The 13,513-nt window shown below is 67.0% G+C and carries 12 protein-coding genes; 5 read left to right on the top strand and 7 right to left on the bottom strand.

What is annotated here, in order from left to right:
• Positions 1-5: 5 nt before the first annotated feature.
• A complete protein-coding gene (locus EUS26_RS01855; protein ID WP_130011455.1) occupies positions 6-875 on the bottom strand; it encodes a hypothetical protein in 870 nt (289 codons plus the stop codon).
• Between the two features lie 3 nt (positions 876-878).
• Complete coding sequence (locus EUS26_RS01850) at positions 879-2,297, bottom strand: tyrosine-protein kinase domain-containing protein (protein WP_165368462.1); 1,419 nt, start codon at positions 2,295-2,297, stop codon at positions 879-881.
• Between the two features lie 168 nt (positions 2,298-2,465).
• Between EUS26_RS01850 and cysD the strand changes: the two genes are divergently transcribed.
• The 5 genes from cysD to EUS26_RS01825 all read left to right on the top strand — a co-directional run bounded on the left by cysD (position 2,466) and on the right by EUS26_RS01825 (position 8,074).
• Positions 2,466-3,377: a sulfate adenylyltransferase subunit CysD gene (gene cysD, locus EUS26_RS01845; RefSeq protein ID WP_130011453.1), complete on the top strand. Its 912-nt coding sequence runs from the start codon at positions 2,466-2,468 to the stop codon at positions 3,375-3,377.
• Between the two features lie 23 nt (positions 3,378-3,400).
• Entirely contained in the window at positions 3,401-4,645 is a 1,245-nt protein-coding gene (locus tag EUS26_RS01840; RefSeq protein ID WP_130011600.1) for a sulfate adenylyltransferase subunit 1, read from the top strand.
• 210 nt (positions 4,646-4,855) lie between these two features.
• Complete coding sequence (locus EUS26_RS01835) at positions 4,856-6,022, top strand: O-antigen ligase family protein (RefSeq protein ID WP_165368461.1); 1,167 nt, start codon at positions 4,856-4,858, stop codon at positions 6,020-6,022.
• The gene (locus EUS26_RS01830) at positions 5,988-7,178 is read left to right on the top strand and encodes a hypothetical protein (protein WP_130011451.1); all 1,191 of its coding nucleotides are present in this window, start codon (positions 5,988-5,990) and stop codon (positions 7,176-7,178) included. Before EUS26_RS01835 ends, EUS26_RS01830 begins: the two co-directional genes overlap by 35 nt.
• Before the next feature lie 260 nt (positions 7,179-7,438).
• Positions 7,439-8,074 carry a hypothetical protein gene (locus tag EUS26_RS01825; RefSeq protein WP_130011450.1) on the top strand — a complete coding sequence of 212 codons (636 nt, stop codon included), beginning with the start codon at positions 7,439-7,441 and terminating at the stop codon, positions 8,072-8,074.
• On the opposite strand, the gene EUS26_RS01820 is transcribed toward EUS26_RS01825, so the two are convergent.
• The 5 genes from EUS26_RS01820 to EUS26_RS01800 are packed head-to-tail and all read right to left on the bottom strand — an operon-like array spanning position 8,061 to position 13,279.
• Positions 8,061-9,266 (bottom strand): glycosyltransferase, encoded by a 1,206-nt coding sequence (locus tag EUS26_RS01820; protein WP_130011449.1) that lies wholly within the window; start codon positions 9,264-9,266, stop codon positions 8,061-8,063. The genes EUS26_RS01825 and EUS26_RS01820 overlap by 14 nt on opposite strands.
• Positions 9,263-9,886, bottom strand: coding sequence for a NeuD/PglB/VioB family sugar acetyltransferase (locus EUS26_RS01815; protein ID WP_130011448.1), 624 nt, complete (start codon positions 9,884-9,886; stop codon positions 9,263-9,265). Before EUS26_RS01815 ends, EUS26_RS01820 begins: the two co-directional genes overlap by 4 nt.
• A complete protein-coding gene (locus EUS26_RS01810; RefSeq protein WP_130011447.1) occupies positions 9,883-10,503 on the bottom strand; it encodes a sugar transferase in 621 nt (206 codons plus the stop codon). Before EUS26_RS01810 ends, EUS26_RS01815 begins: the two co-directional genes overlap by 4 nt.
• Entirely contained in the window at positions 10,500-11,636 is a 1,137-nt protein-coding gene (locus EUS26_RS01805; RefSeq protein WP_130011446.1) for a DegT/DnrJ/EryC1/StrS family aminotransferase, read from the bottom strand. The genes EUS26_RS01810 and EUS26_RS01805 overlap by 4 nt, the downstream gene beginning before the upstream one ends.
• Positions 11,633-13,279, bottom strand: a complete 1,647-nt coding sequence (locus EUS26_RS01800) for a polysaccharide biosynthesis protein (protein WP_238148764.1) — start codon at positions 13,277-13,279, stop codon at positions 11,633-11,635. Before EUS26_RS01800 ends, EUS26_RS01805 begins: the two co-directional genes overlap by 4 nt.
• Between the last annotated feature and the right edge of the window lie 234 nt (positions 13,280-13,513).

The following is a 13,513-nucleotide window of genomic DNA, read 5'->3' as shown; positions in this document are numbered from 1 at the left end:
TCTTGTCAGTCGTTGTCGGCCAGGGCCTCGTCGAAGGCGAGAGCCCACTCCTCCGCTGTGGGTTCGTCGGACGTCGCGTCGCGCAGGTCGACGAGCGAGACGCGGTCGTCGTTGTCTTCCGCCCACGCCACCACGTCGTCGGCCACCCCCGGCTCGTAGAGGCCAGACGGTCCCGCCGTCACCAGCACCGGCACGTCGGGAAGCTCCTCGAGCAGCCGGTCGAGCTGCTCGGCGACGTCCTCGTCACCGCTCGAGCCGCCCAGGGAGATGAGCACCGCGTCCGGTGGTGCGGAGGCGTCGATGAAACGGTCGATGCGTCGGGTCGCCTCCCGGATCGTCGTGCCGTCGCGGCTCGCGCTCCACACGTGGAGGTCAGGACCCTCACCTTCGGACAGCTCGATCGGGTCGTTGAAAGCGTCGTCAGTGCCTTCGGCCCAGTGGCTGACGAGGGTAGGACGGTCGCCGGACTGCCGGCCGGCCCAGAGCTGCACCCACTGCGACTCCAGGTTGCTGTAACCGTCCCCGATGACCAGAAGATTGGCGTCGTCGCGCCAGGCCGACCTCCAGTCCGCCAGGGTCGGCTCAGCCTGCTCGGTCGTCTCCTCCGGGTCGGACGACTCCGTCGGCTCCGCCTCCGTAGACGTGGTGGCGTCGTTGTCGGAGCTCTGGGTGAGTGTCTCCTCCGCTGCGTCATCCTCCCGCAGTCCCATCGTGGGCGTGGCGCTCGCCTCTGCGGTAGGTGCGGGGCCCCCCACGACGTGCGTGGTCGGTTCCGGCATCTGGCGGACATTCCAGATGGCGTAGCCCGATGCGCCGACCGCCCCCAGCGCCAGCACGACGAGGAGGGTGTTGGCCTGCCGACCGGAGAGCTCCATGGGTCAGCTGCTCTGCTTGCTCTTGCGGCGGGCCCGGCGTGACTTCGCGCGCTTCCCCTGGGCCTCGAGAGCCGCGTCCGAGCGGTAGCTCTCGTAGGCGTAGGAGTAGGCGTCCGGGCCCTTGATGGGCAGGCGGTTCAGCACGAGGCCCAGCACGTCGGCGTCCACCTTCTGCAGATTGCCCAGCGCCCGGTCGAGCTGGTCACGACGGACGAGCTTGGTTCCGACGATGACGATGACGCCGTCGGCCTGGGTCGACAGGATCGCGGCGTCGGTGACGGCCAGCAGCGGGGGGCTGTCAATGATGACGTAGTCGAAGCGCCCTTCAAGGGTCTCGATGAGGCGGGTCATGGCGGCTGATCCCAGCAGTTCGCTGGGGTTGGGCGGGATGGGACCGCAGCCCAGCACCCACATGCTCTCGCCCCAGGGCTGGAGCACGTCGTCGAGATCGGCGCGCCCCACCAGGACATCAGTCATGCCCGCCGCGTTCTCCAGACCGAGGTAGTCCAGCAACCGCGGGCGACGAAGGTCTCCCTCGATGAGGCAGACCGTGGCCCCGGACTTTGCCAGGGTCAGGGCCAGGTTGGCGGTCGTCGTGGACTTGCCTTCGCCGGGAATGGTCGACGTGAAGACCACGGTCTTCGGCTGGCTGTCGGCATCGATATAGCGCAGGTTGGTCCGCAGCGTGCGGAAGGCCTCCGCCCTGGGGCTGTGCGGGTCGATCTCGACGACGAGGGGGTGCTCGGGTGCGGTCTTGTCGTAGGCAATGGCGCCCACGATGGGCTCGCCGGTGACCCTCTGAACATCAGACTCCCCCTTGATTCGGGCGTCGAGGACGTCCCGGAGCAGACCTGCGCCAATGCCGAGCAGTAGTCCGAGGACGGCTCCGAGCACGAGGTTCCGCGGTACATCAGGGGTGTCGGTGGCACCGGGCGCCGTCGCGGGCTGGACGACAGTGGCCTTGACCGGGCTGGTATCCGATCCCTCGATGCGCTCGAGATCCTGGACGGTCCGCGAGAACTGCGCGGCGATGCTGTTGACGAGGTCGGCCGCCCTCTGAGGGTCCTCGTCGGTCAAGCTCAGGTTGATGAGTACCGTCCCGGCGGGAACCTGGGCGGTGGTGCGCCCAGACAGGGCCGCCGACCCGTCAAGACCGAATTCGTCGGCCACGGGGTCCAGGACGATGGGGGTGGTGACGATGTCGGCATACGTGGCCACCTGCCGCTGAGCGAAGGTAGATCCCTGCGCCAAGTCGGTCGCAGAATCTCCTCCCGACGTCGACACGAACACCTGCGCCTGCGCCCGGTACTGGGGCGTTGTCAACGCCGTGATCACAGCGGTGATCAGGACAACCGCCAGGGTCACGCCGATGATCAGACGCCACTGTCGACGGATCAGATGCAGGTAGTCAGCGAGTTCCACACACACTCCGGTGCTTCAGATACGGATTGGTCCGGGGACGTGCGGACCCAGCCGCTTACATTAAGCGTCTGGGAGCGTCGAATCCACCTTCCGGCCTCGCGATGCGTGTTTGGGCACCCAAGTCCGATATCGTGCAGGCCGCAGCATCCGTAGGGGAAAGGCGCAGGAGTGACAGACGACGGCATCTACCGACTCTCCCAGCTCGACGAGCTGGAGGCCGAGTCGATCCACATCTTCCGTGAGGTCGCGGCGGAGTTCGAGAAGCCGGTGCTCATGTTCTCCGGCGGCAAGGACTCCATTGTCATGCTGAGGCTGGCGGAGAAGGCGTTCTACCCCGCGAAGGTTCCCTTCCCGGTCCTCCAGGTCGACACCGGTTACGACTTCCCCGAGGTGCTCGCCACCCGGGACCGTTGGGTCGAGCGGTTGGGCCTGAGGCTGCACGTCGCGTCGGTCGAGCAGGCCATCAAGGACGGTATCGTCGTCGACGACGGCAAGACGCCGCGCAACCGGCTGCAGATCGGAACCCTGCTCAACGCCATCGAGGAGGAGGGCTACACCGCCGCCTTCGGTGGTGGTCGTCGTGACGAGGAGAAGGCTCGCGCCAAGGAGCGTGTCTACTCCCACCGTGACGAGTTCGGCCAGTGGGACCCCAAGAACCAGCGGCCCGAGTTGTGGAGCCTCTACAACGGGCGCATCCACGAGGGTGAGCACATGCGCGTCTTCCCCCTGTCGAACTGGACCGAGCTCGACGTGTGGGACTACATCCGCCGCGAGGCCATCGACATCCCCTCGATCTACTACGCCCACCAGCGGCGGGTCTTCGAGCGCAACGGCATGCTCTTCTCAGAGAGCGAGTACAACCCGCTGCGTGACGGAGAGACGGTGACCGAGCGTCAGGTGCGCTTCCGCACGGTCGGCGACCTGACGCTGACCGGGTGCCTGGAGTCCGACGCCGACGACCTGGACAAGATCATCGAGGAGGTCGCGGCCTCCCGCATCACCGAGCGCGGCGCGACCCGTGGCGACGACAAGTTCTCCGAGGCCGCCATGGAGGACCGCAAGAAGGAAGGCTACTTCTGATGAGCACAGGCACCGAGACCGGGATGGACCTGCTGCGCTTCGCGACCGCAGGCTCCGTCGACGACGGCAAGTCGACGCTCATCGGGCGGCTGCTGCTGGACAGCAAGGCGATCTTCGAGGACCAGCTGGAGTCGGTCGAGCGGACCTCGAAGGACAAGGGCTTCGACTACACCGATCTCGCGCTGCTGACCGACGGCCTACGCAGTGAGCGCGAGCAGGGCATCACCATCGACGTCGCCTACCGCTACTTCGCCACACCCCGTCGCAAGTTCATCATCGCCGACACCCCGGGCCACGTGCAATACACCCGCAACATGGTGACCGGCGCGTCCACCGCTGACCTCGGCCTGGTGCTCGTCGACGCCCGGCAGGGCATGACCGAGCAGTCACGTCGGCACGCCGTCATCCTGTCGATGCTGCGGGTGCCGCACCTGGTGCTGGCCGTCAACAAGATGGACCTCGTCGATTTCTCGGAGGAGACCTTCCGGCAGATCGAGGCGGAGTTCACTGACTTCGTCCGCAAGCTGGACGTCCCCGACCTCACGGTCATCCCTATCTCGGCGCTCCAGGGCGACAACGTCGTGACCCGCAGCGAGAAGATGCCGTGGTACGGCGGGACCAGCCTGCTGCACCACCTCGAGCACGTCTACATCGGCTCCGACCGTGAGATGCGTGACGTGCGCTTCCCCGTGCAGTACGTCATCCGGCCGAAGTCGGACGAGTTCCACGACTACAGGGGCTATGCCGGACAGGTCGCCGGGGGCGTCATGAAGGCGGGTGACGAGGTCATCGTTCTTCCGAGCGGCATGACGAGCACCATCGAGGCCATCGATTCTTTCGACCGGCAGGTCGACGAGGCGTACCCCCCGATGTCGGTGACCGTGCGCCTTGCCGACGACGTCGATGTCAGCCGCGGTGACATGATTGCCCGCGTCAACAACCAGCCTGAGCAGACGCAGGACCTCGACGCCATGGTGTGCTGGATGTCGCCGGGTGCGCTCAAGCCGCGGGCCAAGCTGCTGGTCAAGCACACCACCCGCACCGTGAAGACGCTGGTCAAGGAGATTGACTACCGGTTGGACGTCAACACCTTGCACCGCGACCAGGAAGCAGAGCAGATCGGTCTGAACGAGCTCGGTCGTGTCCGTCTGAGAGTGCAGCAGCCACTCATGGTCGACCTCTACGAGCAGAACCGTGTCACCGGTAGTTTCATCCTGATCGACCCCGCCAGCGGGGTGACGGTCGGGGCGGGGATGATCAGGGGCTGAGCCGATCTTCGCCAGCACTCTCGGTCTAGACGTCGCGAAGTGGGGTCCGAACGAATGAGAGCCCCACACGGCGCAGGTAGATCGGCTGCTTTGCGCACCACGGTGTCTGGGCGGACCGACCGACCCCCGAGGTCCAGCGCCGGGCTTCGGGGGCGCGAAGCACGGGCTGAGCGCCTCGTTCTGTGTCTGGTCGTGGCAGCGATGCCCTTCATGAGCATCGTGAACCTCGGCGGGACCGAGGTGAACCTGTCCATCGCGGACGCGTTGCTCCCCCTGCTGGCTCTCGTCGCCTTGCGACGACATGCCTTCTGGGTGCGTCCCGACTCGAACCTTCTCTACGGGTACGTGTTTCTGACATTGACCTCGCTGGTCCTGTCTCTGTGGTGGGCCAGCCTGACCAGTACCGTCGTCCTGTCGTCAGCGGTTCTCACCATCTTGAAGCTGTGCGTGGCCCTGGTCTACCTGGTGCTGCTGGCCAGGCTGATGACGGCCTCGGTCGCAAGAGGGGACTATCTCTTCGTCACGGTGTGGTCCTGGGCCAGTGCCGCGATCGCGTTGGCAGCTCTGGGGTCCTCGCTGCTCGGGATCAGTGCACTCACCCGGCAAACAGCCTTCCGGAACAGTGGTTCCTTCGACGACCCCAACTTGTTCGCGATCTACCTGCTCGTGTCGGCGGGTGTCTCGTTGTGGCTTCACGACCGGACCGGTCGCTCGTTGCCGCTCCTCGCGACGGGCATTGCTCTTCTCGCCATCCCGACGACGGCCTCCCGTGGAGGTGCCGTCGCCCTCGTGGCGGCAGTCCTCGTGGCTGTCGCCTGGATGTCGTGGCGGAACAAGATCCGCCTCCTGGCCGTCGCGGTGACGGCGGCTCTGGTCCTGGCGACCTGGGGAAGGCAGCTGGTGGCCGGGGTCCTCGAGAGTCCCAGCGTGCAACGGATCGTCTCGAACGAAGGGGGCCTCGACAGCGCTCGGCGGGAGCTGTGGGGGTTCGGCGTGAGGTTGTGGGGAGATAACCTTCTCCTCGGCGTGGGGCCGGGACAGTTTCAGGTGCTCAGCGCCGGGCTGGTTGACGCATCCCGAGGGAACGTGGTGCACAACACGTACCTCAGCGTCGGTGTGGAACTGGGTCTCGTCGGCTTCGGGGCGTTCTTCTCCCTCTGGGGTCTGTTGGCGCTCAAGGTCGTCAGAATCCCAGGCGGGAAAGGTGCGGGGCTCCTGCTCGCGGTTGCCGGACTGGCTCTCGGCATGGTCACTCTGAATCTCGAGAATGCCCGGTTCGCCTGGGCGCTGGCCGCCTTTGTGTGGGCCGTGACCCGCTCCGACCTGCGCGAGACCGCGGATCGTGGTGAAGATGCGCCGCTTGCTGCCCGTCATTGACCACGGTTGCCTGGCCGCTGCGTCCCTCCTGGTGACGGTCCTGGCCGCACGCAACCTCCCGGTGGCGCAGTTCGCCGCCTTCGCAGCCCTGCAACTGGTCGTCTTCCTGATCGTCGGTGCCTTCCGGGCGGGGCCGGGTGGGTGGATCGTCGTCGCTGACCCGCGGACGTCCCTCGAAAAGCTGGGCACCGGCCTGGCCGTCATCGCCGTGGCACTGGGTGTCGCATCGAGTGTCGTCGTCGTGGTGGTCTGCATCGTCCTCGGTCTGCCTTGGGACACCGTGTTCTGGACGACGGCGTACCTCACCCTCCTTCTGCTGGTGGATGCTCTGCGGTTCCGGTGCTACAGGGCGCAAGAAGTGGCATCGGCGAGCGTCCTGTCCGCCGGGGCACTCATCGTGCTTCTCGCCATGGCACTGGTCATCCGTCCAACCGGCATCAGTGGCATCCTTGCGGTCGCAGGCGCGGCGTACGGCGTCGTCGCCCTGTCGGCTTCGCTCGCCTTGACGAGCCGTCGTGCTGCCGTCGACGGCGTCCACCTGGTGCTGCGGTGCGGCCGTGAGATGGGGAAAGGCACTCTCAAGGGATACATGGGTCTGTCGGCTTTCCGTCTGGGGGCGCCGATCGCGATGAGTTTCACCGGCGGCCCGGTCATGCTGGCCAGTTTCCGGGGAGCGCAGACACTCGCGAGTCTCCCACTGCAGATCCCGGAGAGTCTGCGCCTTCCCTACCTCGTCCGTGGCACACGGTTGCATCAGACCCAGGGTGACCTACCGGTGGCCTACCGTCGCTCATGGCCCTTGATGCTGTGCGCCGTGCTGGGGCCCTGCCTTGTTTTGGCCGTCGTGGTGCCTGATGCGCTCGGGGAGGCAGTGCTCGGTGACACCTGGCGGGTGGCGAAGACGGCTCTGCCGTTCATCCTCATCGGCGCCTTCTTCAACCAGCTGACAGTGGGCATCGAGCTCGTCGCCCGGATCAAGGGTGGAGTCGAGCACGTAGCGCGCGTCCGTGTGTGGGCGGGTGTCGTGGGTCTACCAGTCGTCGCCCTGGCTGCACGCTCCGGTCTTGCGGCCGCCATGGGTGCCTACTCCTTGGTGTGCCTGGCGACTTGGGTCGTCGCGCGAGCGGGCGACCCGGACGGAGGAGTGCGGCAGTGACGAGAGACTCGAGAGGGCGGAGGACTGAGGTGTACCCGGGCATTGTGTTCATCGCGGGATACGGACGGAGCGGCTCTAGCCTGCTTGATGCGGTACTGGCGAAGAAGATGGGAGCCCTCAGCGCAGGTGAGCTGTGCCACCTGTTCGACTGGGCTCAGGTGGGACGGCCCTGCTCGTGTGGACGGCCTGTTGCGGAGTGTGCCGTGTGGGGCTCAGTCTTGGAGGAGGTGGCTCGTGCTCGCGGCCGCTCTCTTCACGACATGGCACGCACGACCGAGGGTGCAGAGATGCAGGGCGCCAGGGACGACATCGACTCCTACTACGAGGACTGGCGAGCCGTGTATGAGGCCCTGGGACGCCGAGGAATCGCTCGGCTGGTGGACTCGTCCAAGACCGCGGGGGGGCGTCGGCGACTCGATCTGCACCTGAACGACCCAGGACTGAGACCGACCGCTGTCGTGCAGCTCTGGCGCGCTCTGCCCGAGGTCGTGGTCAGCACTGCTCACGGCAACAACGTCCAGTTGGAGTTCGGTGACGGAGACGCCACAGCTCGGTGGGTGAAGCCCCGGACCGTGGTGGCGTGGCTGAGGGCCAACAGGAACGCGGCCCGTAGTTGTCGCCGTGCCGGGAGCGCGGGTGTCAAGATCCTTCGGCTGCCTTACCCGGACCTGGTGGCCTCCCCGGATGCGGCAGTCTCCAGGCTCACGGGCGCAGAGACGGAAGAGGTGAGGACGCTGGAAGACTGGGACCACGCGATCGCCGGTAACCGTTTCCGACGGTCCGGCTGGAGTGGCGAGGTGAAGGAGCGCCGGCACGACGATGCTCGGCTCAACCGTATGGAACTGGCCGTTCTCCGAGCGGTGTCATCGGCTGCGAAAACTGTCAGGTGGGTTTAGCCTTCGCTGCCACGTCCCTCGCAGAGCGGACGTCGGCCACCGCGACGAGGAAGTCGGTCCATTGCTTCCACACGAGGGTCCGCGCGAATCTCGCCTCGGTGTCGCGGCGAGCCCTGCTGCCCAAGCTTGCACTGAGACCAGGGTTGTCGACCAGGCGTAGAGCTGCGTCCACGAAGTCTTGCTGTTCGCCCTGCGGGACGAGAAGTCCCGTTTCGCTGTCCTTGACGGCATCGACGGTGCCGGTGGCGCGGTAGGCGACGGTGGGGATATGCATAGCGGCAGCCTCGAGGACCACGGTGGGCAAACCTTCGCGTCTCGTCGGAAGGACGAGGACGTCCGCCGCGGCGTAAGGCACACGCATGTCGTCATGATGTCCGGCAAAGACGACCCGGGGGTTCGCGAGAAGTGCTGCTATGTCTGCCTGGTCCTGGGCGCCTTGGGGTTCGGGGTCGCCGACGATCAGCAGCCAGCCACGACTGCTTCCCCGTCCATCGCTGTCCTCCAGTGCAGCGGCCAACGTTACGAGGGTGGACAGACCCTTGTCGCCCGTGACTCGACCCACGAAGGCCAGAACCCGACCGTCGCGTGGCAGCCCCAACTGGTTGCGAGCCGAAGCCCTGCCAGCCGAGGAGGTCGGTTGGAAGTGATCGAGGTCGACGCCGTTGGGGGACCCGCTCCCTAGAACAGTCACGCGCCCGTCCGATACACCGACGGTGCGCAGTCCCTGGGCCACGCTCGGGCTGACTGCCACGACGTGATGAGCGAGACGCGAGAACAGCAGCTCCAGATGGGTCAGAGCTGTTCGACGCAGTCCCGAGGCCCCTTCGAAGCGCAATCCGTGACAGAGGTAGACGCGGTGCGGCACACGAACTGCGCAGCCGGCGGCCAAGGCCAGCAGGCTCATCTTCGGCGTTCCTGCCACGAGGACATGGGGGCGGACCTTGCGAAGCGCCGCGGCTACCTGAAGCAGTGCGCGTACATCACTGCCTAGGGAGGGCGTGCGCGTCACCTCCACCTCATGCAGCGTCGCCCCCTCCTCGGTGCACCGGTGGAGCAGTCGACCAGAGGGATCGGCTCCGCACAGGACGTGCACGTCGAAACCGGCCTCTCGTGCTGCCCTGAGCTGGCCCTCGAGGAAGATGAGGGCCGAGATGGGGGCGGTCACCGCATACATCAGGCGCGGTACGGTCATCGGGCGGGCACTCCCTTGACCACTGTTGCCGCGGTGACGTCCCGGGTCACGACCGCGCCGGCCCCGACGACGGCCCCGGCGCCGACGTCCCTACCTTGCAGAACCGTGGCATTCGCACCGACGAGGGCCCCGCGACCGAGGTGCACCGTGCCGGAGAGGCATGCCGCGGGGTTGACCCGGGCGAAGTCCTCGAGGTGGCAGTCGTGGCCGATGGTCGCGTTCTGGTCGATGTGGACATGGTCGCCGAGCTGGATGTTGGTGCTCAGCGCGGCACCCGCAGCCACGACACATCCGTCCCCCAGGGTGACGCGAGGGCCGAGATGAGCGCCCGGGTGGACCAATGTGGCAAAGCGCGCGCCCGAGGGTAGCCGTTGCGTGATGGACCGTCGGACGGATGGATCACCGACGGCGACCACGACCTCTTCCACCCGGGGATCCAGCTCGTCGACCGGTCCCAGGATGTCCGCGCCCAGGTCGTCGCAGAACCCGCGGTGATGAGCCGGGTGGTCGTCCCGGATCGCGATGACATCCCACAGGGCACCCGTGTCGTTGAGCAGCGAGGCGAGGCACCATACCTCCCGGCCGAACCCGCCGGCCCCCACGATGGTGAGACCCCTCATCCGCGGGGTTCCGTAGACGTGGCAGACGACCCTAGGAACTCAGGCATGGTGGCATTGTCCGCAGCCGAGATGCCCGTTCGTCGGACCACCGTCGTGACGGTCTCCGCGATGATGCGAAGGTCCAGCCGGAGGGACTGCGAGTCCACATACTCCAGGTCGAAGCCGAACTTCTCCTCCCAGGTCAGGCTGTTGCGTCCCCGCACCTGGGCGAGCCCGGTCAACCCTGGACGAACGTCATGGCGACGAGCCTGCTCGGGGGAGTACCTCGCCAGGTAGCTCGTGAGCAGGGGCCGGGGACCGACCAGGCTCATGTCACCCTGAATGACGTTCCACAGGGTCGGCAGCTCGTCCACGCTGGTGCTTCGGAGGAATTTGCCCAGCGGGGTCAGTCGCAAGGCGTCGTGCGAGGTCCCCGCGGCCTCCTCGGTCAGCATCGTCCGGAACTTGAGGATGCTGAAGGTCTCACCGTGCAGTCCGGGTCGGTCCTGCCTGAAGAGAATGGGCCTGCCCATTGTCGTGCGGATGGCACCGGCGACGACGGCCTGGATGGGTGCCGTGATGAGTGCCACCGGAACCGCAACGGCGAGGTCCAAGACGCGTTTGCCCCGGTAGCTCATGCGGCGTCCGGGAGAAGCCGCCGGAGGTGCTCGATGACCACATCCACCTGCTGATCGCTGAGACCAGAGCCGCTCGGCAGGGTGAGGCCCTTGGCGAACAGGTCTTCGCACACGCCTTTCCCGAAGAACTGCGCCTCGGAGAAGACGGGCTGGCGGTGCATCGGTTTCCACAGGTGCCGGGCCTCCACGGCCTCGTCGTTGAGCGCCTCGATAACCTGGTCGATGTTGGCCCGCGGCTGGTCGACGACGGCAGTGGTCAACCAGCAGTTGTCCATCTCTCCCGACCTCGTGCCCCCCTCACCGAGGAAGCGGAGGGGCACTCCGTCCAAGGCCCTCGCGTACCGTCGCCGGATCTCGCGTCGGCGGGACATCATGTCGTCCAGCCTCGTCAGCTGGCCGCGTCCCAGGGCCGCCAGGATGTTGGACATCCGGTAGTTGTACCCCACCTCCGTGTGTTCGTACCACGGGACCGGCTCACGCGCCTGCGTCGACAGCTTGCGGGCGTGGGCGATAAGTTCCTCGTCGTCGCTGAGCAGCATGCCGCCACCAGAGGTGGTCATGATCTTGTTGCCGTTGAAGGACAGGGCGGCCGCCCGGCCGAACGACCCGGCAGCTCGACCGCCGTAAGTCGCGCCGAGCGCCTCGGCGGCATCCTCCACAAGAGGTATGCCACGGTCGGCCAGCGCGGGTTCGATCGTCTCGTAGTCACAAGCGCGTCCGAAGAGATCGACGGTCATGGCCGCGACGACCTCACGTCCCTCACGTCGGAGGGCGTCGACGGCATCGACGAGCAGGTGCGGGTCGACATTGCCGTCGTCGGCCCTGCTGTCGACGAACACCGGCTCGGCGCCGGTGTACACCACGGCGTTGGCCGACGCGGCGAAGGTCATGCTGGGCAGCACCACCACGGTTCCCGGTCGGGCTCCCAGGTGGATGAGCGCCAGATGCAGGGCGGCCGTGCCCGACGACAGAGCCAGCGCGTGGCGCACGCCCACCCGGTCGGCGACCTCGCGCTCGAACGCGTCCACGTCAGGGCCGAGAGGGGCGATCCAGCCTGAACGAAGAGCGGCCAGGACGTACTCTTCCTCGACCTCGGTCACCTCGGCCTTGGAGAGGTAGATGCGGTCGGTCACTCTGAAGGCTCCAGCACTCTCATCTCGGGGGTCAGTTCCGTGTGTGCAGCGAGCCACGCTGCAGCTTGCTCGGCGGTGCCGAAGTGCCGCAACCGGACCTGCTCCGGCTCCATCCGCGGCACGTTGACGGCCGTGATGAGCGGGTGCTCGGTGGTCCGGAAGTGCTCGCCCTCGGTGAAGAGCACCTCGCTGAGCTTCTCGCCGGGGCGTAGTCCGGTGTAACGGATCTCGATGTCCTTGCCCGACGTGCGGATGAGGTCTCGCGCCACGTCCACGATCTTGACCGGGGTGCCCATGTCGAGGACGAGGACGTCTCCGTCGCGGCCTATGGCCCCGGCCTGCAGCACCAGCTGGGCGGCCTCGGGGATGAGCATGAAGTAGCGCTCGACATCCTTGTGGGTGACGGTCACCGGGCCACCCTGGCGGATCTGCTCGGTGAAGGCGGGGATGACCGAACCGCGGGAGCCGAGCACGTTGCCGAATCGCACCGAGACGTAGCGGCCCGGCTCGCGGAGCGCGAACTCTGCGGTGAGGCGCTCGGCCATCCGCTTGCTCGTGCCGAGCACCGAGGTCGGGCTGGCGGCCTTGTCGGTGGAGATGTTGACGAAGGTCCCCACGCCGTGCTCCGCAGCGGCCGTCAGGACGTTGAGGGTGCCCAGCACGTTGGTCTGCCAGGCCTCCTTGGGGTAGCGCTCCAGCAGGCTGAGGTGCTTGAGCGCCGCTGCGTGGAAGACGACGTCAGGGCGGGTGACCGCGAACTGCGCGCGCAGGTTCTCGGCGTCCCTGATGTCGGCCAGCATGAGGTCTTCACCCTCGAGCAGGCCGCGCCCGGTCAGCGACAGCTGCACGGCGTGCAGGGCGGACTCGTCACGGTCCAGCATGATGAGCCTCGCCGGGGCGAACTTGGCGATCTGCCGGCACAGCTCGGAGCCGATGGACCCACCGGCGCCGGTGACCAGCACGACCTTGCCGGTGAGGTGGTCCGCGATGGTCTCCTGGTCGAGCTGCACGGCGCGGCGGCCGAGCAGGTCCTCCAGGTTGATATCGCGAAGGTCCGTCGCCTGCGGGTCGGTCTGGCGCAGCCAGTCCTCGATGGGGGGGAGCACCTGCACCTTGAGGTCCAGCTCGCGCGCCTGCCGCTGGACGTCGCGCAGCAGCTCGGGGGTGGCACGTGGGACTGCCACCGCGAGGTAGGTCGCGCCCGTCTTCTCCACGGTCGTCCCCAGCTTGGCGAACGTCCCCACCACCGGGACACCCTCGATCTTGAGCCGGCGCTTGCTGCGGTCGTCGTCGAGCAGGGCGACGGGGGTGAACTCCGAGCGGTCGTCGTGCAGCATGTTGTGCACGAGCCTGCGGCCCGCGAGCCCGGCGCCGAAGACGATGACCTTCTCGCCGTTCGGGTTGCGGCTGATCAGCCGCGAGCGGTAGGTCCGCACGAAGAAGCGGGCGGCCAGCATCAGGACGATCGCCAGTGCCGGGGCCAGCAGGGCGCTCGACCGCGGGATGAAGACGGCCGGTGTCAGCCAGGCGATCGCCATGAGCGCGAGAGCGGTGATCAGGGCCGCCCGGGTCAGCGCAGAGATCTCGTCGAAACTGCCGCGCATGTGGCGTACGAGGTAGGGGCCCGCCAGCAGGCCGACCATCGCGTGGATCCCAGCTACAAGACCCATTCCGATCCACAAATCTAATTCTGTGAAAATGGTCAAGGAAAAGTCAAGACGACTCCACACCGCGACCATCAGGGCAAATGCCCAGCAGAGCGCGTCGACGACCACCCAAAAGGTGCGGATGGCAAGCTCTCGCCGGGCGTGGGCGGCCGACTGGTATTCAGACATGTCTAGGCCTTCGAGCGTGGGACGGGACACGTCATTGTGTGG

The sequence above is a fragment of the Serinicoccus sediminis genome (assembly GCF_004153545.1).
Lineage (GTDB): Bacteria > Actinomycetota > Actinomycetes > Actinomycetales > Dermatophilaceae > Ornithinicoccus > Ornithinicoccus sediminis_A.
This window is presented reverse-complemented; position numbering and strand designations above follow the sequence as displayed.

Excerpts from the sequence above, each read along its gene's own strand:
- EUS26_RS01855 (WP_130011455.1), bottom strand. The coding sequence starts at position 875 with ATGGAGCTCTCCGGTCGGCAGGCCAACACCCTCCTCGTCGTGCTGGCG.
- EUS26_RS01840 (WP_130011600.1), top strand. The coding sequence starts at position 3,401 with ATGGACCTGCTGCGCTTCGCGACCGCAGGCTCCGTCGACGACGGCAAG.
- EUS26_RS01835 (WP_165368461.1), top strand. The coding sequence starts at position 4,856 with ATGAGCATCGTGAACCTCGGCGGGACCGAGGTGAACCTGTCCATCGCG.
- EUS26_RS01825 (WP_130011450.1), top strand. The coding sequence starts at position 7,439 with ATGGCACGCACGACCGAGGGTGCAGAGATGCAGGGCGCCAGGGACGAC.
- EUS26_RS01820 (WP_130011449.1), bottom strand. The coding sequence starts at position 9,266 with ATGACCGTACCGCGCCTGATGTATGCGGTGACCGCCCCCATCTCGGCC.
- EUS26_RS01815 (WP_130011448.1), bottom strand. The coding sequence starts at position 9,886 with ATGAGGGGTCTCACCATCGTGGGGGCCGGCGGGTTCGGCCGGGAGGTA.
- EUS26_RS01810 (WP_130011447.1), bottom strand. The coding sequence starts at position 10,503 with ATGAGCTACCGGGGCAAACGCGTCTTGGACCTCGCCGTTGCGGTTCCG.
- EUS26_RS01800 (WP_238148764.1), bottom strand. The coding sequence starts at position 13,279 with ATGGTCGGCCTGCTGGCGGGCCCCTACCTCGTACGCCACATGCGCGGC.